Raw genomic sequence first — 18,549 nt, 5'->3', positions numbered from 1 at the left:
GTCGAAAGCCCGGCGCCTGGCGGAGCGCGGGTGGCTCCTCCTGGAGGCGTCGGGGGCATTCAGTGCCGGTCGGTGTGTCAAGGGACAGTAGGAGTTGGCTCTGGCGCGAGTTCCGTGAAAGCTCTCCGGTGACAACGGCGCCAGCGGCGAAGGGTCAGAGCCACCAGCGAATGAAGGTGATGATGCCGAGGGCCGTGAAGCTCAGGAGTGCGAGACCGGCAAAGGCAAAACCGACGCAGAACAGCGAGTCGTCCTGATCCGTGTGTTCGGCGGGGTGGTCACGATTCTTGGCGTGGTAGGGCGCGCGGTGCCAGAGGATTGGGTGGCCTGCCTGTGCAGTGGCCGCCTCACGGAGCTCGGCCAGCCGGGTGCGGGCGGTCTCTGTCGGTGCTGACTGTTCGGGACCCCGCCAGGCGAGGGCCACCATCCGGTCGAGTGGATCAGGGTGACGGGCCTCGAAGGCCGCCGTCTCGGCTGGATCCCGGTCCGTGTCGAGATAGGCCCAGCGACCTGCCTCGGCCGGCTCGCCGTACAGCCGATAGACCTCGGCCAGCCGCTGCCTGACCGTGAGGTCCGCAGGGTAGGAGGACACCAGGCCGCGCAGGCGTTGACGAGCGACGGGTATCCGGCCGGCGCGAAGGTCCGCGTCGACCCTGACGAGGGTGGTCTCAAGTGTCACCGGAGCATCGTGACGGACGAAGAACTCCTGGTCAAAGGGGTATACCAGTCCGCTCGTGCCCGGTGATCTTCAGGATGCGAGGAGAACGCGCTTGCGGAGGAGATCGAGCTTCGCGCGGCCGAACATCTGTCTCTTGATCATCTTGATGCGGTTGACGTGTCCCTCGACCGGGCCGGAGTTCCAGTGGAGTGTGAGGCCGGCCATGACGGCGTCCCAGTCTTTGCGCAGGCCGGTGGCGAATCCGCGCAGTTCGGGGAGGCTGCTGGCCTCGGCGTCCGCGGTCCACTGTTCGAGGTCCTCCTGGCCACGGCGGTTGACGAGGATCGAGGCGAACCGGCCGATGAGGTCACATGCCTCGTCCAACTCTCGGCAGCGGCCCAGGAGTTCCTTTAGCAGGACGCGGCCGGCCTCGGGGCGGTTGTCGGGGTGGGTGAGGATCAGCCTGGTCACCTCACGGACCGTGGGGACCGGCGGGCGGCTGGCAGGCTTGGCGTTCTCACGCAGCTGGTGCACGAAGCGGCGCACGGTGCGCTCGCTGACGGTCAGTCCGCGTTCGGCGAGTTCGCGGTGGAGGCGGTCGGCACTGGTGCAGCCCTCGTTGAACCGGGCGATCAGATAAGCGGTGTGGCCGTCCAGGCTGGTCTGCCGACCGCCGGTGGGCCCCACGCCGATCAGCTCCTCGGGGGTGGCGGCCCGCATGAGCTTGCGGACCGTCTTGCAGTCCAGGCCCAGTTCGGCGACGATCTGGCCGTGCCCCATGCCCCTGTCCATCAGGGCGTGGACAGCGGCGTGCCGCTCGCGGGCCCGCTGGGCGAGCCGTCCCTCGGGCAGCACCACCTTCTCCTTCTCCGGCGTGGGCGCCACCCACTGCGGGCGCAGGCGGGCAACCAGCCGCTCGGCCGCTTCGCCGAGGTTCTGCCAGAGGTGGAACCGGTCCGCGACCTGCGTGGCCGTTCCAGCGCCACGGTTGGCGCCCTCGGCGTAGTAGCGGGCCCGGTCGCGGCAGATCACCTCGACGCCGGGGTGCTCGGTGAGCCAGGCGGCGAGGGCGTCGGCGGACCGCTCGGGCAGAACATCGACGGGACGGCGGCTCTCGATGTCGATCAGGACCGTGCCGTAGTGGTGACCCTTGCGCAGGGCGAAGTCGTCCACGCCGAGCACGCGCACCCGCCCGGCGGGCGGGTCCGGCAGCGCGCGGATCAGGCGGATCAGGGCGTCGCGGCCGATCCCGACCGCCAGGTGCTCGGCCAGCCGGGCCCCAGCCCTCCCGCCCAGCGCGAGCGCGACAGCCTCGCGGACCTTCCGCAGTGGCAGGGTGCAGCGGCCATGGCGGAACGTCAGGCCCGGTATTTGCTCGGCGAAGGTCCGCTTCTCACACTCGGCGGTGTCGCAGAAGAACCGGCGGACCCGCAGGTGCAGCACCAGCTCCCGCCCGCAGACCGCCGTATCGCCGACCCGCCGCTCGTAGCCGCTGTGCACACGCTCGGACCAGCCGCCACAGCCCGGACACTCCGCCTTCGGCATCCGACCTCGGGCATGAACTCGTACGGACCGGCCGACCGATCGGACCAAGTCCACCTGCAGCAGAGCGAACTGGGGACAGAGCACGGCCAAGAGCTCAGAGGCAGACACCCGCCATGATCGCTAACCGGGAAGACCCGCGGGCGGCTTTCACGGAACTTGTACCCGAGCGGTCGGCCACCGCCGTGTCCGTTGACACTCAACCTAGAAGGGACGCTGCCAGTCACCCCAGGCTGGCAGCCGGCCTGCCGGCGGCCAGTTCTGTGCGTAACCCGGGTAGAACCACTGCCGGCCAATCCATTCGCATTCCGGTATCGGCCCTTCCCAGTCGTCGGGGCACCGCTCTTCCCAGCCTCGGCCCACCATCACCGGCCGGGTCACTGCATGGCCCGCGACCTCCTGCACCCGCAGGACCAGGCCGATGCCGGCGGCTCCTGGATTGCCTCGCGGACCGTAGGACACACCGAGCACCCCGCACTCGGAAGCGTGCAGAAGGAACCGCTCCAGATCCGCCGGGACGCAGGCCGTCAACTCCCTTCCCCAGAGTGTGACCTGGGGTCCGAAGGCCGCGTCGACCGCGACACAGAACAGCTGCCCGCTGATGAAGTAACCGTACACAGCAGGCTCTGCAGGCTTCGTGCCGAACGCCACGCCCAGGGTGTCCGGTTCCGACGGTCCGGCGTGGAACCGGTGCAGCTCGCTCATGCCCGACAGTGCTTCGCCGACCTCGGTGACCGGCATGCCAAACCGCAACGGCCCAACGCCATCCAGGGGCGTCAGCTCCCAGTTCACCCGCGTCCGGCAGGCCATGGCATCCCGGCTCTCTGCTGCCGCCATCTGTCCGCTCATCCCTGCCACCACACCGAGCCATCCCGGTTTCCGGTACTCGTTCACCCCGGGATTACACCAGGTCCAAGATCTTTCACGGAACTCGCGCTGTGAAGTCCCAGGAGATGTTGGGCACGGTAGTCCGGTGAGATGCTGGACGGTCCGGGCACATCCTTGACGCGAGATCATCGTTGGACCGGGCATGGGCGAGAAGGGCCAGGACGACGTCAGCGATCGCAGGTGGCTGACCGAGCATCGATATCGGGCCGTACTGCAGGTCAAGAACGGCGACCCTGTAGCGCAGGTGGCCCGGCAGGCGGGGGCATCCCGGCAGTCGGTGTACTCGTGGATCTCCCGCTACGACGAGGGCGGGCTGGAAGCCCTGGCTGACCGTTCCCGCCGCCCGCACACCTCACCGACCCAGATCGCCGGGGACGTGGAGGCGGCCATCTGCGAGCTGCGGCTGGCCCACCCGCGCTGGGGAGCTCGGCGTATCGTCCACGAGCTTGAGCGCCGCGGCGGAACCACGGTCCCGGGACGCAACACCGTCCACCGGATTCTGGTCCGCAACGGCCTGGTCCGGCACCAGGAGCAGAACCACCGGCGCGTCTACCGCCGCTGGCAGCGCGACGCCCCGATGCAGCTGTGGCAGCTGGACATCATGGGCGGTGTCTTCCTGGCTGGCGGCCGCGAGTGCAAGCTGGTGACAGGAATCGACGACCACTCCCGGTTCATCGTGATCGCCAAGGTGGTGGCCCAGCCCACAGGCCGGGCGGTTGCCACCGCGTTCGCCGAGGCGATGAGCGTCTACGGAGTTCCCTCGGAGGTCCTCACAGACAACGGCAAGCAGTTCACCGGCCGCTTCACCAAGCCGTTTCCCGCCGAGGTGCTCTTCGAGCGGATCTGCCGCGAGAACGGCGTGGCCGCCCGCCTGACCAAGCCCCGATCGCCCACCACCACCGGGAAGATCGAGCGGTTCCACAAGAGTCTGCGACGCGAGCTCCTCGACCATGTCGGACCGTTCGCCGACCAGACCGCTGCCCAGGCCGGGATCGACGCCTGGGTTCACGCCTACAACCACGACCGCCCGCACCAGGCTCTGGACATGGCCGTGCCGGCTGCCGCCTTTCGCCCTGGGCCGCCCGGCAGCCACATCGCGCTGCCCGCCCCTCCGCAGAGCGATGAGTCCCCGCTTGCCGAGCTCGGACTGGTCCCACTCCGTCTGACAGCGGAACTGCCCTCGCCGCAGACGCCCGTCTCCGACGAGGAGATCCGCTCGGTGGAGTGGGAGGCCACCATCTCCGCGATCGGCCGCCTGGTCCTGATCAACAACCAGCAGGTCAAGTTCACCCCGGCACTCGGCGGCAGGACCGTCACCGTCTGGGCGGACTGCCGAAGCATCCACGTCCTGCTGGGCGGCGAGCTCATCCGCACCCGCTCGTCCCGGATGACTCCGGCCGATCTGCGCAAGCTCGTCATGCGCGGCGCCCGCATCGCCGGCGCCGAACCCGGCCTACCCTCCGCCGCCCAGGCCGGGCCCCGGCAGGCCATCGAGGTGGACCGAACCGTCAACCGGGACGGAGACATCCAGCTCGCCGGGCAGCGGATCCTGCTGGCTGCCCACTTGGCGGGCCAGCAGATCACCCTGCGCTTCGAAGGCCGAGTCCTCCACGTGATCGCGGGCGGCTACCTCGTGAAGACCCTGGCCTGCCCGATCGACGAGGCCAAGCGGTCCTCCATCGTCGGCGCCCGCGTAACTGCGGCCCAGCTGCCTCCACCGCCACCCGGGCCGCAGCAAGCGGTCAGGAAGGTTCCGAAGGACGGTGTCACCATGGTCGCCAACCAGCGTCTGCGTGTTGGGGCCTCCCACGCCGGCAAGACCGTCACCATCGTCATCGAGGACACTGTCTTCCGCGTCCTTGACGGAGACGTCGAGCTGTCGGTTCACCCCCGCAGGACCACCGGTCCGATCTCCCGCTTCCGTCCCCTGCCCGAGCAACGGACTGACGGTCACTGAGCTCGGTAAGGCGCGCATCGAAGATCGACCGCGGCCCAGTCATGAAGAGCAGGCAAGACCTACGGCTCAAGCCTCCTCGATCAGTCCGCAGGCGGAGGGGAACGCCTCCAAGAACTCACGCCGACCGGGATCGGTCTCGGCTTCGGCCAGATTCCCGATCACCAACAGGAGCCGGTCGAGCTGCTCGGGCGACAGGCCCTTGAGCACCGAGGCGGCGCTCTCCAGCACCCTCACCGCAGAGTCGGAATCCACCTCGTCCTCATCACAGCTATCAAGGAACCAGAGGTTGTCAACGAGGAGTCCGGCAAGGACAGGAACCAGCGGATCGATGTCGGTCACCCGGAGAATCTAGCCTGAGCCGAGCCGTGTGTTGCCAGCACCACCTTGACCTCGGTGAGACCCGGACAACCATGTCCTGGGACCGTCAACGATGTCCCAGTGCCGAACTGTCCAAGATCACCTGGGACCTCACACAGCGGGGAGTCTGCCGTGTCCGCTGACATCGGTGACCCGAGGCCGCGGCAGACGCAGGCTCATCCGCGTGACCATCGACCACCGGATCATCGCTTCGCTGGTGGCGGGCAGGGTCTCGTAGTCCCGGGCCAGGCGGCGTGAATGCATCAGCCACGCGAACGTGCGCTCTGCCACCCACCGCCTCGGCAGCACCACGAACCCTGCCATGTCGTCGGTGCGCTTGACGACCTCCAGGGTCAGAGCGAACTTGTCCCGGCACCAGCCGACAAGGCCGCCGGTGTAGCCGCCGTCGGCCGCCCACTCCGCGTCCGTCATGTCCGACCCGGATACCGGCGCACCCGGTCCGGATGGTCGGCCGCGTTGCCGTACACATGCGCGAGGCGATCGCACGACACGGCGGGCGAGTTGAAGTCAACGTGCCCGGGCACGTACAACAAAGACAACAGGGCCTCCGGGACTCGGAATGGGATCGCACCCCGAGTTACCAGGAGGCCCTGCTTCCACGCGCGGAAATCGCCGCAGTCACCCGATCGAGACTCCCGTTCGACCGGCAGCCTTCGAGATCGGTACGGGTGACAACCACTTACGTGCCGGGATGCTGCGGCAGGGCGAGCCAGTCCGACCAGGAGATCTCACGGCCGAGGAAGCGCGGCTGCTCGAACGGCCAGTCGGCGGCGATCCACTGCGGCACCAGCGCGTCGAGGGCCTGCTCGACCTTGCTGCCCACCAGCTCGTCCACCACCCACCAGGCGATCTCCCCGTCCGCGCCGGCCCTCTCCGGCGGGTCGATGTAGACACAGCCGAGCAGAACTGTCTCCGCCGCGTCGAACAGCGCGTAGTTGAAGGACTGGTGCGCGGCGATCTCCTTCTCGTGCCGCAAAAGGTCGGCCTGGTCGGCCTCGTAGGTCATGGTGGCCGCGGGCCAGCCCCAGGCCGGGCCGAAAATGGTCCACAGCCGCTCGCGCGAACCCATCACAGCCGGATAGTCGAGCGGGGTGTCCACCTCCCGGATCGGCCGTAGGTGATGACCACCGCCCGGCAGCGGTACCAGGACGGGGTGGACGAAGTCATCGGGAAGCCAGCTCATGGCACCCGACCGTAGCAGCGCGCGGCCATCCGCTCCCCTGGATTTTCCCCGCATGCCGCCAGGCTCTGCTCTCATGCCGGGCAAAGCCCGCGATCACCCGATCGAGACTCCCGTTCGATCGACAGACTCCGTGATCGGTATGGCAACCGGCGAACGCGAGGCGAAGCCGCTGTGGCTGTGGTCCTCGGCCGCCGGCATCGACACCACACACCTGGACCGGATATGGCGCACCTTCCTGCGCAGATGCGACCTTGAGCACACGTTTCGCCTGCTCAAGGGCACCCTCGGCTGGACAGCGCCGCACTTCCGCGCACCGGACACCGCCGACCTGCGTGACCCGTCTCAAGTTAGTTTTGACGTGTCTCATCGAAGTTTGACCGCCAAGGGTTTGTCTCATCGAAGTTTGACCGCCCGTTCAGAGGACGTTAAGTCCGTTTCTGGATGGTCTGGTGTCGCCCGTTCGTGGGTACGGAGTCGTTCAGGCTGACTCGCGTGTCGTGTGCATGTTGGTGTTGGTGCATGGAACGGATGCCGTACTCAACGGACTTGTCCGACGGGCAATGGGCCTTGATCCAGCCGCTCGTCACCGCCTGGGAGCAGGAGCGGGTGTCCCGCTCGGCGACCGGGGACCCCGGCTCGTGCGACCTGCGCGAGGTGGTGAACGCGCTGCTCTACCAGAACCGGACGGGCTGTCAGTGGCGGCTCCTCGAACCGCACATCCCAGCACCCGCCGAGACGAGCACGGTGGAGCTCGTCGCCACGACGGAAGGCCAGGTCGAACGCCGACAACGCCTCGTCGCCGTACGCGAGCGTAAGTCCAGCCACCCGTTTCCTTAGGGCCAATCCGAAACCGGGCCCAGAGCGTAGAAGGTACGTGGCCAAACTTTGTTGAGAACGGTCAAACTTCATCGAAATGGGTGAAGCGGCCCGCCCTAGCCGAGCGGCAGCGGGCCGCCGTGTTGACCTCCGGTGGGTTCAACCACACTGTCCGCAGTAGCAAGGAGTCCGCTCTAGCCGCTTCGCTAGCCACCTGCTGGCACGTATCCGTGCCAGCGGATTCCTGGCAATGCCGCAAAGGCGTAGCAGCTCCCACTCATCCCGGCGAAGCTTGCGCAGGTGACCTGCGCCGAAGTAGACGGCCATGTCCGTCTTCAGTCGTGTCCGCAGGATGGATACTTGTCGAGCCCGCACACAGGTGAGCCTCAGAGCGGCGGTTGGCCCGGTGATTCCTGCGGGAGTGGTTCGTAGAGATACAGGCCGGAGGTGCTGGGTGGGTGCCACCAAGTTGCTGCGCACGACGAAGAAGAGAGCACGCGTCTTGGGCGACATCAACATGCCGCTACCGTTTGCGTAGTACCAGGTCATCATCTCCGCAGCGAGTTGGCGGCTCTCCTCGTCGGTCATCGGCGGTTCCCGATTGAGGTCGGACACTGCGGACAGTGCCCAGAGCTCTGAGTAGGCGACCAGCATCCGTTCGGTCAGCTTGCCCTTGAGCTGGCGCCGGTAGTTGTGGGCCAGCCATAACCCAGCGACGGCCACTGTCATGGTCAGGAGCGTTTGTACCCCGTCGTGCACTGCATCCCCCCGTAGGACTCGGTGTACGTGAAGCGCCGAGGCAGCCTGGCGCTCACGTCGTCACCGCAAGGTCCCTGATGACAGGCCAAGCCGCAAGACCCCCATACAGATTCCGCCACAGATCACGACCAACGACGTCGCTGGCGCCGGTCAAACCTCGGTGAGACTCGTCAAACTTCGCTGAGACGGGTCACTGTGGACCTGGCTGGTCATCGTCGCCCACACCCAGCTTCCGCCTGGCCCGCCCGCTGGCCGCAGACTGCGCCGCCCCTGGGAACGTTCCCTGCCCACAACGAAGTTGAATCCAGCTCGAGGCCGCCGCGGGTTTCGCGACATCCGCGCGAAGGTCCTCACCCCAACCAGAGTGCCGAACCTCCCGTCCCGGCCCCGGACGGCCACCGGGTTCGAAAACCCGCATGCCGGCACCCCGCCACGACGTCGGCAAGAACCGTTCAAACGCGAACCCACGCTCCAAGCCCATCTCGCCGCGCGACGTTGAAGATCAAGCTGGCACCTGGTCAGATGCCGGGACTGGTGCGGTAGAGCCGGCAGACGGAGTGACATCCCGGGTGTCCCCCCGGGCCGTAGGATCCCTTGGTGATCACTGATCAGGGGAGATCGGCAATGAAGAACAAGCGGGGGATTCTGGCCGCCGCCACAGCTGTCGGCGTGCTCGCCACAGGCTGCGGATCCGACGGCGGCGACAAGAAGGACGCTCTGCCGAAGGCGGCTAAGCTCGCTGCCGACACCGGAGCACGGTACAGGGCAATCGGCGTGCCTGCACTGGACGGCATGACCTGCGACAAGGGCAGCGGAGGCTTCCACTTCGGCAGCGACCTGGACATGCTGATCGCCGGTGACGACGACCTGCCGCAGGTGAAGCAGGACTCCGGGGAGGACAAGGTCTCCTGCTTCGGCGCGACGCGCATCACCCTCGGCAAGGGCGGGATGCGGGCGACCGTGCCGAACCTCACCACCCGAACGACCTTGTACGAGAAAGTCACGGACCCCGCCGCCTCACTGAACGAGGTCTTCTCCCACACCATGGACCTGGAGAAGGGCTACGGCCGGAACCCGGTCGGCCAGCCGAAGACCTTCACCACCAAGGAGTTGGTGGTCAAGTGTCAGCAGAACGTCAGCGACACCTTCCCCATGACGACCTGCTTCTGGGCGAACTACGGAGCGATCGGCGTCGTCGACCTCTTCCCGCCGGACGGCAAGCACGTACCGATCGACGAAGCCGCCGCACAGACGTACAAGTTCGCCGCGGGCGCCCTCTCGGCCACCGGCACGTCCTGACCCCCTCGGAGGACCGCCAGGAGGTGCCCGAGCGTGTCACCCAGGCACACCCGAGAGGAGATGAAGCGCAGGACGGCTCGACGGCCGTACCGCCGCCCCGGAGGCGAGCTCCGGGGGCCGTGCACCGGGTGAACTGGGCTTCTGCTATCACTGGCAGCCTGCGACCGGCACCTCGAAATGGACCCGACCTGTGGACAACGGGAATCACGACGGCCTCGGCGACTACTGGGACCCGCTGCCCACCGCCCGGCGGCTGCTCATCGAGCATCCGTACCTGGACCAGTTCGGCGGGCTCTGGGAGGAGCGGAACTGGCGCAATGTCCCGGGCCCGTTCTATGGCGCCCAGACCGACAGTATGCAGATGGGCCGCCACGACGCGCCGTTCCACATCGCCTACGACGACGAGCACGGGCCGCTGGCCGGCATGGAGTTCGTGTACCGCCAGCCGGTCGGCCCCTCCCAGACCTTCGACCTGCTGAGCGGCTGCTTGTTCGGCCACGGCGGCTTCGCGATGGACGGTGACGCGCACTGGAGCGTCCCCGCGGTGCGCGAGTGGTGGCAGGAGCGCGGGCGGGTGCGCGAGTGGGCCTTCGGGGTATCCGACCGCTGGTCGCGCGTCCGCGGCGAGTACCGCGTGCATTTCCGGGACGCCGCCCAGGGCCTGCGCGACTACGCGGCCTACCTCGACCACGGGCTGGAGGAGTACCTGCGCGGCTACCTCTTCTGGCTCGCCGAGCGGCGTCCGGGCCGCGCCGGCGAGTCGATGCCCCTGCTGGAGCGGCCCCGGAGCGGTACGGCCGGACAGGCGGCCGCTGCCACGCCAGGCGGCGGGGTCGGCCGCCGCGGCGCCGGTGCCCGCACCGGGCACCGCGGAGCCGCTGCTCGCCGGCTACTTCGTGGCGGTCCCCGCGCGGATGACCGGCCCCGGGGCAATACCCGGCACGGAGCGGCTGACCACGGCATCCGACTGCCTGATCGACCGGCTCCCGAAGGACGGCTGCTGGTTCGACACCGCCCGGGAGGCCCTGGAGGCGTGCGCGCCCCTCCGAGGACTCGAAGAAGCGTATGTGTACGCCATGCTGGTACCGGCCGACCACACCGCCGGCTTCGTCGCGGACATCCGCGCGGCCGCGACGTACGAGCCGGTGCTGCTCACCCACCTCGACGGCCGGGTCGGGGAAAAGGACGGCCGTGGCGACCGCACACCCATCCCGCAGCTGGCTGAGGGTGGGCGCGAGATCGGTTGGGAGGTGCTCGGCTACGACTACGGCCTGCTGCACACCTGGCTCTGCAACGACCTGCACCAGGACGCCGTTCGCTCCATGGGCGTGATCACCGACGAGCGCGGCCTGCTCCCCTCCCGGGACGCCGCGGAACGCGTGGCCGCCTGGGCCAACACCCTCGGTGACACCAAGCCGGTCACCTGGTTCCCGGCCGCGCTGATCGAGTGGGACATCCCGATCGAGAGCCGGTTCGTCCCGATCACGACGGGAGCTCCACAACTCCCACTCCAAGAGCCCTGGTGGAACCGACTCGTCCGGCGTGCCCGACCGACGTCCCGTGGTCCTGCGCGACAGGCTCCGTCACCCATCGCTGTCCTTGGCCGGTCCACCCCCGAGGAGTTCGCCGGCCGCGCTGACTCGTCGTAGCAAGGGTTCACACACCGGGACGCGCAGCGCTCTCCACCACCTCCTCCGCCTCCGCCGCGGGGCGGGTGGCGACGGCGGACGTGGCGGGTGGCGACGGCGGACGGGGCGGGTGGCGACGGCGGACGGGGCGGGTGGCGACGGCGGACCGGCCACGGTGTCGGCAGCAGGTCTTCCGCGGCACGCACGACGGCCTTCCGGCCCTCGGTTCACCGCCCCGGCTCGTCCGCGGCTGCCGTCACAGGCTCAGCAGCAGATCCCGGACCGCTGCAGGCTGGGACAGGAACGGGTGGTGGCCGGCGTCGAGCTCGACGACGCTGCCGGCCCGGCGGGCGAACTCGCGCTGCAGCCGCGGCGGGGTGCCCCGGTCCTGAGCGCAGACGAGGTACGTCGAGGGCAACTGCTGCCATGCGGCCGCCCCGACCGGCTGCACGGTCACCTGCACGCTCTGCCGGGCGAGGTGGTCCGCCGCCTGCGCCTGGACCTCGGGGTCGCAGTCCTGCAAGAACGTGTCCACGAGCAGCTCGGGGCGGACCCCGAACGTGCGGGCGTCGGGGTCGACGTCGAGGAACGAGGCGGGGCTGCCGTCCCCGAACTCCGACAGGCTCTGCCCGACCTCGGGCAGGTAGCTGGAGATCAGCAGCAGGTGGCGCACCGACCCGACTCCCGCAGCGGCCTCCGCGGTGACGACCCCGCCGTAGCTGTGGGCGACCACGACGGTCGGTTCGTCGCCGGCCTGCAGCACCTGCCGCACGGCGGCAACATCCTCGGGCAGCCCCGGGCCGGCGACCCCGCCGGGCAGGCCCGCCTCGCCGCAGCTCGGCAGCGCCGGGGCCACGCTCGACACCCCCCGCTCCCGCAGCAGCTCGGCGGTGCGGTGCCACCACCACGACCCGTCCCGCACGCACGCCCCGTGCACGAACACGACTCGCATCGCCACCTCCACATCGGCCTCGACTGCCCCTGCCGACTATGCACCCTCGGCCCGCTCTTCCCCAACCGACCGCCGCCACACGGAAACTCAGTAGCCGTCCGGTCCCGGCTCCACATACGTTCGCCCGCATGGCCGACGACTGCTTCGCGTGTCCGCGGCTCGCCGCGATCTACGATCCCCTCGACGCCGACCGCAGCGATCTTGATGCATACCTCCGGATCGCAGAGGAGTTCGGGGCACGCCGAGTGCTGGACATCGGCTGCGGCACAGGGGTGTTCGCACTTCTGCTGGCCGACCGCGGGATCGAGGTCGTCGGGGTGGATCCCGCACTGGCCTCCATCGAGGTCGCCAGGGCCAAGCCGGGCAGTGAGCGAGCGCGCTGGATCCACGGCGATGCGACAGGCCTCCCGCCGCTGCAGGTCGACCTCACGACGATGACAGCGAACGTTGCCCAGGCGATCGTTGATCCGCAAGCGTGGCAGGGGACGCTAAGGGGAGCCTACGAAGCACTACGGCCTGGCGGGCATCTGGTCTTCGAGACCCGCGATCCGGCCGGACACGCCTGGAAGGAGTGGACCCGCGAGAACTCCTACCGCGTGACGGAGATCCCGGGCGTCGGCTCCGTAAAGAGCTGGGTCCAACTGCTCGAGGTGAGCCCGCCCCTGGTGACGTTCCGCTGGACCTACGGGTTCGCGGCAGACGGACAGGTGCTGACGTCGGACTCGACCCTGCGTTTCCGAGGCCGGGAGGAGGTCGAGCGGGACCTGGTCGCGCACGGCTTCGTGATCGGGGAAGTTCGCGATGCGCCCGACCGGCCGGGAGGTGAGTTCGTATTCTTGGCCCAGCGCCCGTTGTCAGCGGACGCGGCAGACGGCTCTGACCAGCGTTCCGGGATCGCCTAGCGTGATCGGCTCACGAGCTGGAACGGCCCGGGGATCACTCTGCTTGTCCCGATCGATGCCGCCGTCCCTCCGGGTTGAAGGTGAAGCTCGTGGCGAACGGACCATCACCCCGGCGTCCCGCCGGAAGCAGTGGTTGTTCACGAGGCGGCGGCCAGGAGGGCCCAGCCCCCGAGTGGGCGCCGTTCCATAGGTGGGAGAACAGCATTTCCGTATCGGATGTGCCTGTCGAAGGCGATCCGAAGGGCCGGTCGTTGACAGGCTGGAAGGTGAAGGTGGTTCCGGGTGCCGGAGGACCGTGCCCGTGCGGATGGCCGGCCGAGGTTACCGGCCGGCTGGGCGGGCCTCGGGATGTGCGGAGCGGCGAGCGGCACCCACTGGGGAGAGTGGTCGGCTTCCGCCGCGGGCCGACCCCGGTGTGCCGGGTGGATCACGTAGAGTCGACCAATGGCGAAGTACTTCGACGTGCACCCGCAGACCCCCCAGGCCCGCACCATCGGCACCGTGGCCGACAGCCTCCGGTCCGGGGCCCTCATCGCATACCCGACCGACTCCTGTTTCGCCCTGGGCTGCCGTATGGGCAACCACGAGGGCCTCGAACGTATCCGGTCGATCCGGCGTCTCGACGACCGCCACCACTTCACCCTGATGTGCGAGAACTTCGCCCAGCTGGGGCAGTTCGTCCACATCGACAACGCCGTCTTCCGCGCCGTCAAGGCGGCGACGCCGGGCAGCTACACCTTCATCCTCCCCGCCACCAAGGAGGTCCCGCGCCGTCTGATGCACCCGAAGAAGAAGACGGTGGGGGTCAGGATCCCCGACCACGTCGTCACGCGGGCCCTGCTCGCCGAACTCGGTGAGCCCCTCGTCTCCAGCACCCTGCTCCTCCCCGGCGAGGACGAGCCGATGACCCAGGGGTGGGAGATCAAGGAGCGGCTCGACCACGTGCTAGACGCCGTGGTCGATTCCGGTGACTGCGGTACGGACCCGACGACGGTCGTCGACTTCTCCGGCGGCGCAGCCGAGATCGTCCGACGCGGGGCCGGCGACCCCACGCGCTTCGAGTGACGACACCCTCACGGTTCGGCCGGCGACAGGCCCAGGGCCGAGGGCCTGCGCCGGGGGGAAGTGGCCTTGCCGGCCTCGGTCAGCCCCGACTACTCCACTCAGCTGGAGCAGGGCCACCGCCAGGCGTCTGCCGCGGGCCGGCCGGCGGACCGCGCGGAGGTGTCCAGCCGGCGTCGCAGCGTCGCCTCGTGTGGCTGACGGTCACTCAAGTGGGCGGAGGCGCTGCCGCTGTGATCGGCACCGTACTGTCCGGGGCGTTGCAGTCCGGTGACGCGGAAGGCTCTATTCCGTCGATTGTTCGCACTAGGTTCGATCGTGCACGCCGCCGCATTGCCTCGCGGTTCCTGCACGAGAGGAGACGGGCAATGTGCGAGACCTCACCCGTACCTCGCTCAGGAGAACCCGCATGTTCCCATCGACGACCCGTCGCGCGACCACCGTCCGCACGCTGGCCCGCACCGTCCTGGCAGCCGCTCTGATCGTCCCCGCCGCGACAGCCTGCAGCTCCGCGTCCGACGCGAACGGCACCACCGCGGCCACCTCAGCCGCCACACCCACCACGCCCGCCTCGCAGGGCACCGCCGCACCGACCGCCGCCACACCCGCCGCGCCCACCACGCCCGTCTCTCCTGCCGCACAGGGCAGCGCCGCTCCTGCCAACGCGCCCGCCGCGCCCGCCGCGCCCGCCGCCACCGCACCGGCTGCCCCGCCCGCTTCGCCCGCCCCGCCCCGGGCCACGGCACCGGCCACCTCGGCCAAGGCGAAGTCCCCGGTCCACACCCAGCCCCTGGTGGACGCCAGCACGGCCGAGGTCCAGGAAGTCGGGGCCCAGCACTACGTCGCCAAGATCGTCCACAGCGGTGACGTCCTCGCCACGCTGGAGACGAACGGATCCGACGCCGGACTGGACGCCAACGACATGTTCGTCGTGCTCTCGCTGGACGGCCAGGTCCACTCCTGGATGGGCGGCGGGCACCAGGGGCCGGGCACGTTCAAGCTCGCGGGCGGCTGGACGGCCAAGGTCACGAAGATCGGCGAGCTCCGGTACCGCGCGCAGATCCTCGGCATCGACAACGCCGTGAACGGCACGCTGGAGTCGAACCAGCAGGACGTCGGAGGCGTCGCCAACGGCGTCTACATGGTGCTCACCGCCGGCGGCGAGATCAGCGCCCACATGTGACCGAGCACTGCCAGGGCGCTTCCTTCGGATCATCTGCACCGGCGTCCGTCGTCCGGCGTCCGGCGGGAAATCTTTCGGTTCACACAGCCTCAAATGACGGTCGCCCACTGGCTGGCGCCGAAGAATCTCCTGCCTTCGTCCGCTACGGAGCTGCTGCTCCGCGCCGCCCTGGCGTGCTGGGTCGCCGGATTCTCCGGGCAGCCGGGATTGCGGGCCCGTACGGCGGGCCGGCACCGGCCCGCCGGGCAAGCGCATTGCTCTACCCACACACACGACCTGCCTGCACACCGGTCCCCCGAGCGTTGAAGGGGAGAACATGCCAGCTGAACGACTTGACGCGGAGTCTCCCGTTCGTGTGTGAAGCTGGGTCGAGGTCCAGCACTACGCTGACGCCCTGAGTGACGCCTTCACGGTGCTCCCGCTCGACGGCCTCCGCTGCCTTGCCGACCCCGATATCCGGAACGAAGGGGACGACCGGGGCATCGGTGTCGGCCGCACGTTCACCCACTCTGGACGGGCCGTGCGGCGCGGTGGATGGAGCCGCGCATGGGGCAACCGCCTGACCTTCGGCTGACCATTCGAATCACCCGATGGGATCAGTTGCGCCGCCGGCTGGGGACGTTCGACGGGTTGGCGAGTCCGTGGGCGTAGCGCTGCGGGCAGTCGCCCGGGGTGTGCCCGGTCGGCCGGTGTCGCCAGGACGGGACGGTGCCGGCCGCGGTGTTCGCGGTCGGCACCGGTTCGCGTTCCTGGAGAGCCCCCAGCGGGGGCGGCGCGGGTGGCCGGGCCTGCCTCACCTGCGGGTCCGAGGGCCCCGGGTCGCTTCGGCGGTCAGGTGGACGGCTCCGTTCGGGGCCGCGGGGCTCGGAGGCTTCAGATCAGCTTCCAGGAGTGGTCGTCGTTGTCGCTGCAGTAGTACAGCGTGAGGCGGGCGTCGTTGCCGCCGGTCCGCACGCCGTCGACGTCCAGGCACAGGCCGCTCTTGAGGTTGACGACCCAGGAGCCCCCGTTGGCTCGGGGCAGCAGCCAGAACTGCTGGTTGTCGCCCGAGGTTCCGTTGCAGGTGTACTCGTTGACGGGGCCGTTGATCCTGCCGGCGCCCAGGTCAGGGATGTCGGCGCACTTGGCCGTGACGGCCGGTTCGGCTGTGCATCTCCATGCTGGGCGCCAACGGCGCCGGGCCGCACGCTATTTCGGCCTGCGCCGAAGCTCTCCGGTAGCCTTGTACGGTCGCGGACGGCACGACGGTGACCCTGCCTCCGAAAGGCAGAACCCGGCTACTTGCGGGAGGGTGGACGTGCTGCGCGTTCATTTCACGGCGGACGACCTGTGCAGCGTGACGCTCATCAGCCAACTGCCGCAGCTGGGCGAGGCGGTGCTGAGCGTGCAGGCGCTGCGTCGCAACGATCAGCGGCTACGGTTCGACGACTGGCGCCGGAGTCTGCGCGGGAACCTGCCGGCGAAGGTCGGACCGTTGCTGGACCTGGTACCCACGCACGGTTGGATCCCGGACTTCCTCACGTCCACCAGGGACAACGGAAGCGTGCGCGACGTGCTGGAGGCCATCCGTGCCGTTCCGCGGCGGCAGCTGACGGCAGATCTGATCCGGCTCGCGTCCGCACACTCGTTACCCGGGTGGGTGCGCGGGCTTGCCGACGGCGACCCGGACGCGATGAACGCGGTCACTCGCGCTCTGGCCGCGTACCACGACCTGGCGATCGCGCCTCACGTCCGCCGCATGCAGACCGCTGTCGACGCCGACCTCGCCCGGCGGGTGACGACATTGCGCAGACACGGCGTCGGTGCGCTGCTCTCCGGCCTCCACCCGGCCTTGCGCTGGCAGTCACCCGTACTGACGGTGCCCTCCCCATTCGGCCAGGACATCCACCTGGCCGGGCGTGGCATGACGGTGGCTCCCGTAGTGTTCGGCGGACCGTGGCCGCGGCTTCTGGTCGGCGACCGCGACGATCGGCCGGTACTGATCTACCCGCTCGCGTTCGATGCCGTGGCCAACCCCCTCGCCCGGCCCGCATCGGACGGCCGGCAACAGCATGCGGCAAAGGCGCTGGGAACGGTGCTGGGCGCCACCCGGTCCGCAGTCCTGCATGCCGTCACCGCCGCGCCCGGGCTGAGCACCTCCGAGGTGGCCAACCGGGTCTCCGTCTCGCTGGCCTCGGCCTCCGAGCACGCCACCAGCCTGCGCGATGCCGGACTCATCACCAGCCGCCGCGAGCGCAGCCGGGTACTGCACTACCCCACGACCGCGGCCGCCGTCCTGCTCAACGCGCCCCACACCGTACCGCCGCAGGCGGCGCCCGTGGGACCACGACCACGGCTCGGAGGCTGAGGGACATCCGCCGATGTGAGGCGCATCACCCTCCGGGCGCCTCGGGCCGGGCATGCGCGATCATGATCGGCATGGACGCTCGTTTCCTTGGTATCGCCGAGCTGGTCGAAGTCCCGTCCGTGGCGGTCGTCGTCGACGTCATGCGTGCTTTCACCGTGGCCGCCTGGGCGCTCGCCCAGGGGGCGGAAGAGATCGTTCTCGCCGCGTCGCTGGAAGAAGCCCTGGCGCTCAAGGCCCGCCACCCGGACTGGGTGGCACTCAAGGACGGTCCGCCCGCACCTGGGTTCGACGCCGTCAACTCGCCGGGCCTGCTGCGGTCCATCGACCTCGGCGGACGGACCGTTGTGCAGAAGACCACGGCAGGAACGGTCGGCGCCCTCGCGGTCAAGGAGGCGCCGCTGGTGCTGTGCGCCGGCTTCGTGGTGGCGGAGGCGACGGCTCAGCTCTTGCGGACGCGCAGGAGCGACAGTGTCACGTTCGTGGTCACTGGCGAGGACGGGCAGGCCGACGAAGATCTGGCGTGTGCTCAATACATCGCCCGGAGGGCCACCGGGGCCGGGACGGACGCTGCCGAGTTCCTCCGCCGCGCTGCCGAGTCGCGCGCCGCCGCCGAACTGGAGGAGGGAGTGCGTCAAGGAGTCCATCCCGACGACGTCGCGCTCTGTCTTGAGCTCGACCGGTTCCCCTTTGCCATGGTGGCGACCCTGGAAGGCTCGCTCATGGTCCTGCGTCCGTACGCCGTTCCCTCGTTGACCGACGACGCCCCGATCTGATCGCCGGTGAGGCGCGCCCCCCACCGTGCGAGGAACGGAGCCGTGTTCGCCCCGAAGGTGCGTCACCGCCCGCCTGCACACCACGGTGGCGGTGCCGTGGGACGCGGCACGAAGTGCAGTACGGACGCGGCAGGGGCTCGGCGGGCCGGTGCCGACGGGGGTCCGCATGGATACCTCCCCGCCATGACACCGGCTCGCCGCCGTGACGTTCCTCCGGACCGG

The 18,549-nt window shown here is 69.3% G+C and carries 18 protein-coding genes and 2 pseudogenes; 10 read left to right on the top strand and 10 right to left on the bottom strand.

The window, feature by feature from the left end:
* Nucleotides 1–154: 154 nt before the first annotated feature.
* From ACZ3YO_RS16885 to ACZ3YO_RS16875, 3 genes are all read right to left on the bottom strand, one after another.
* Nucleotides 155–679 carry a DUF6584 family protein gene (locus tag ACZ3YO_RS16885; protein WP_465569772.1) on the bottom strand — a complete coding sequence of 175 codons (525 nt, stop codon included), beginning with the start codon at nucleotides 677–679 and terminating at the stop codon, nucleotides 155–157.
* A 69-nt stretch (nucleotides 680–748) separates the two neighbouring features.
* Nucleotides 749–2,257, bottom strand: coding sequence for an ISL3 family transposase (locus ACZ3YO_RS16880; protein WP_465570124.1), 1,509 nt, complete (start codon nucleotides 2,255–2,257; stop codon nucleotides 749–751).
* 147 nt (nucleotides 2,258–2,404) lie between these two features.
* Nucleotides 2,405–3,094, bottom strand: coding sequence for a hypothetical protein (locus tag ACZ3YO_RS16875; RefSeq protein ID WP_465569771.1), 690 nt, complete (start codon nucleotides 3,092–3,094; stop codon nucleotides 2,405–2,407).
* Between the two features lie 136 nt (nucleotides 3,095–3,230).
* Between ACZ3YO_RS16875 and ACZ3YO_RS16870 the strand changes: the two genes are divergently transcribed.
* Nucleotides 3,231–5,045, top strand: a complete 1,815-nt coding sequence (locus tag ACZ3YO_RS16870; protein ID WP_465569769.1) for an IS481 family transposase — start codon at nucleotides 3,231–3,233, stop codon at nucleotides 5,043–5,045.
* 66 nt (nucleotides 5,046–5,111) lie between these two features.
* On the opposite strand, the gene ACZ3YO_RS16865 is transcribed toward ACZ3YO_RS16870, so the two are convergent.
* The 3 genes from ACZ3YO_RS16865 to ACZ3YO_RS16855 all read right to left on the bottom strand — a co-directional run bounded on the left by ACZ3YO_RS16865 (nucleotide 5,112) and on the right by ACZ3YO_RS16855 (nucleotide 6,606).
* Entirely contained in the window at nucleotides 5,112–5,384 is a 273-nt protein-coding gene (locus ACZ3YO_RS16865; protein ID WP_465569767.1) for a hypothetical protein, read from the bottom strand.
* A 129-nt stretch (nucleotides 5,385–5,513) separates the two neighbouring features.
* Nucleotides 5,514–5,834 (bottom strand): transposase, encoded by a 321-nt coding sequence (locus ACZ3YO_RS16860; RefSeq protein WP_465569765.1) that lies wholly within the window; start codon nucleotides 5,832–5,834, stop codon nucleotides 5,514–5,516.
* Nucleotides 5,835–6,102: 268 nt separating this feature from the next.
* Nucleotides 6,103–6,606, bottom strand: a complete 504-nt coding sequence (locus ACZ3YO_RS16855) for a GNAT family N-acetyltransferase (protein ID WP_465569764.1) — start codon at nucleotides 6,604–6,606, stop codon at nucleotides 6,103–6,105.
* 73 nt (nucleotides 6,607–6,679) lie between these two features.
* Here ACZ3YO_RS16855 and ACZ3YO_RS16850 point away from each other — a divergent pair, with 73 nt between their 5' ends.
* Complete coding sequence (locus tag ACZ3YO_RS16850) at nucleotides 6,680–7,093, top strand: hypothetical protein (protein ID WP_465569762.1); 414 nt, start codon at nucleotides 6,680–6,682, stop codon at nucleotides 7,091–7,093.
* A gap of 32 nt (nucleotides 7,094–7,125) precedes the next feature.
* Nucleotides 7,126–7,324 (top strand): annotated as a pseudogene (locus tag ACZ3YO_RS16845) (transposase); the annotation flags it as partial.
* Nucleotides 7,325–7,581: 257 nt separating this feature from the next.
* On the opposite strand, the gene ACZ3YO_RS16840 reads toward ACZ3YO_RS16845, so the two are convergent.
* On the bottom strand, nucleotides 7,582–8,151 hold the full coding sequence (locus ACZ3YO_RS16840) for a hypothetical protein (RefSeq protein WP_465569761.1): 570 nt from the start codon (nucleotides 8,149–8,151) through the stop codon (nucleotides 7,582–7,584).
* Nucleotides 8,152–8,805: 654 nt separating this feature from the next.
* Here ACZ3YO_RS16840 and ACZ3YO_RS16835 point away from each other — a divergent pair.
* On the top strand, nucleotides 8,806–9,480 hold the full coding sequence (locus tag ACZ3YO_RS16835; protein ID WP_465569760.1) for a hypothetical protein: 675 nt from the start codon (nucleotides 8,806–8,808) through the stop codon (nucleotides 9,478–9,480).
* A gap of 851 nt (nucleotides 9,481–10,331) precedes the next feature.
* Entirely contained in the window at nucleotides 10,332–11,129 is a 798-nt protein-coding gene (locus ACZ3YO_RS16830) for a hypothetical protein (RefSeq protein ID WP_465569758.1), read from the top strand.
* A gap of 235 nt (nucleotides 11,130–11,364) precedes the next feature.
* On the opposite strand, the gene ACZ3YO_RS16825 is transcribed toward ACZ3YO_RS16830, so the two are convergent.
* The gene (locus ACZ3YO_RS16825) at nucleotides 11,365–12,060 is read right to left on the bottom strand and encodes an alpha/beta fold hydrolase (protein ID WP_465569757.1); all 696 of its coding nucleotides are present in this window, start codon (nucleotides 12,058–12,060) and stop codon (nucleotides 11,365–11,367) included.
* Nucleotides 12,061–12,188: 128 nt separating this feature from the next.
* Here ACZ3YO_RS16825 and ACZ3YO_RS16820 point away from each other — a divergent pair, with 128 nt between their 5' ends.
* The 3 genes from ACZ3YO_RS16820 to ACZ3YO_RS16810 all read left to right on the top strand — a co-directional run bounded on the left by ACZ3YO_RS16820 (nucleotide 12,189) and on the right by ACZ3YO_RS16810 (nucleotide 15,207).
* The gene (locus ACZ3YO_RS16820) at nucleotides 12,189–12,962 is read left to right on the top strand and encodes a class I SAM-dependent methyltransferase (protein ID WP_465569755.1); all 774 of its coding nucleotides are present in this window, start codon (nucleotides 12,189–12,191) and stop codon (nucleotides 12,960–12,962) included.
* Nucleotides 12,963–13,406: 444 nt separating this feature from the next.
* Nucleotides 13,407–14,027 (top strand): L-threonylcarbamoyladenylate synthase, encoded by a 621-nt coding sequence (locus ACZ3YO_RS16815; RefSeq protein WP_465569754.1) that lies wholly within the window; start codon nucleotides 13,407–13,409, stop codon nucleotides 14,025–14,027.
* Nucleotides 14,028–14,433: 406 nt separating this feature from the next.
* On the top strand, nucleotides 14,434–15,207 hold the full coding sequence (locus ACZ3YO_RS16810) for a hypothetical protein (RefSeq protein ID WP_465569752.1): 774 nt from the start codon (nucleotides 14,434–14,436) through the stop codon (nucleotides 15,205–15,207).
* A 596-nt stretch (nucleotides 15,208–15,803) separates the two neighbouring features.
* Here the strand turns inward: ACZ3YO_RS16810 and ACZ3YO_RS16805 are convergent.
* Complete coding sequence (locus ACZ3YO_RS16805; RefSeq protein WP_465569751.1) at nucleotides 15,804–15,944, bottom strand: hypothetical protein; 141 nt, start codon at nucleotides 15,942–15,944, stop codon at nucleotides 15,804–15,806.
* Nucleotides 15,945–16,080: 136 nt separating this feature from the next.
* Nucleotides 16,081–16,326 (bottom strand): annotated as a pseudogene (locus ACZ3YO_RS16800) (RICIN domain-containing protein); the annotation flags it as partial.
* A gap of 172 nt (nucleotides 16,327–16,498) precedes the next feature.
* Here ACZ3YO_RS16800 and ACZ3YO_RS16795 point away from each other — a divergent pair.
* Together ACZ3YO_RS16795 and ACZ3YO_RS16790 are read left to right on the top strand one after the other, a co-directional pair.
* Entirely contained in the window at nucleotides 16,499–17,554 is a 1,056-nt protein-coding gene (locus ACZ3YO_RS16795; RefSeq protein ID WP_465569749.1) for a winged helix-turn-helix domain-containing protein, read from the top strand.
* 71 nt (nucleotides 17,555–17,625) lie between these two features.
* A complete protein-coding gene (locus ACZ3YO_RS16790; protein WP_465569747.1) occupies nucleotides 17,626–18,327 on the top strand; it encodes a 2-phosphosulfolactate phosphatase in 702 nt (233 codons plus the stop codon).
* Nucleotides 18,328–18,549: the final 222 nt, after the last annotated feature.

Source organism: Kitasatospora sp. NPDC022785, assembly GCF_055561295.1.
The sequence above is the reverse complement of the archived record's forward strand: the minus strand, read 5'-3'. Positions and strand labels throughout refer to the sequence as shown.

Bases quoted from the DNA above. Each gene is read 5' to 3' on its own strand.
- ACZ3YO_RS16835 (WP_465569760.1), top strand. From the start codon at position 8,806: ATGAAGAACAAGCGGGGGATTCTGGCCGCCGCCACAGCTGTCGGCGTG.
- ACZ3YO_RS16810 (WP_465569752.1), top strand. From the start codon at position 14,434: ATGTTCCCATCGACGACCCGTCGCGCGACCACCGTCCGCACGCTGGCC.
- ACZ3YO_RS16815 (WP_465569754.1), top strand. From the start codon at position 13,407: ATGGCGAAGTACTTCGACGTGCACCCGCAGACCCCCCAGGCCCGCACC.
- ACZ3YO_RS16825 (WP_465569757.1), bottom strand. From the start codon at position 12,060: ATGCGAGTCGTGTTCGTGCACGGGGCGTGCGTGCGGGACGGGTCGTGG.
- ACZ3YO_RS16870 (WP_465569769.1), top strand. From the start codon at position 3,231: ATGGGCGAGAAGGGCCAGGACGACGTCAGCGATCGCAGGTGGCTGACC.
- ACZ3YO_RS16860 (WP_465569765.1), bottom strand. From the start codon at position 5,834: ATGACGGACGCGGAGTGGGCGGCCGACGGCGGCTACACCGGCGGCCTT.
- ACZ3YO_RS16850 (WP_465569762.1), top strand. From the start codon at position 6,680: ATGCCGGGCAAAGCCCGCGATCACCCGATCGAGACTCCCGTTCGATCG.
- ACZ3YO_RS16840 (WP_465569761.1), bottom strand. From the start codon at position 8,151: ATGACAGTGGCCGTCGCTGGGTTATGGCTGGCCCACAACTACCGGCGC.
- ACZ3YO_RS16820 (WP_465569755.1), top strand. From the start codon at position 12,189: ATGGCCGACGACTGCTTCGCGTGTCCGCGGCTCGCCGCGATCTACGAT.
- ACZ3YO_RS16790 (WP_465569747.1), top strand. From the start codon at position 17,626: ATGGACGCTCGTTTCCTTGGTATCGCCGAGCTGGTCGAAGTCCCGTCC.
- ACZ3YO_RS16855 (WP_465569764.1), bottom strand. From the start codon at position 6,606: ATGAGCTGGCTTCCCGATGACTTCGTCCACCCCGTCCTGGTACCGCTG.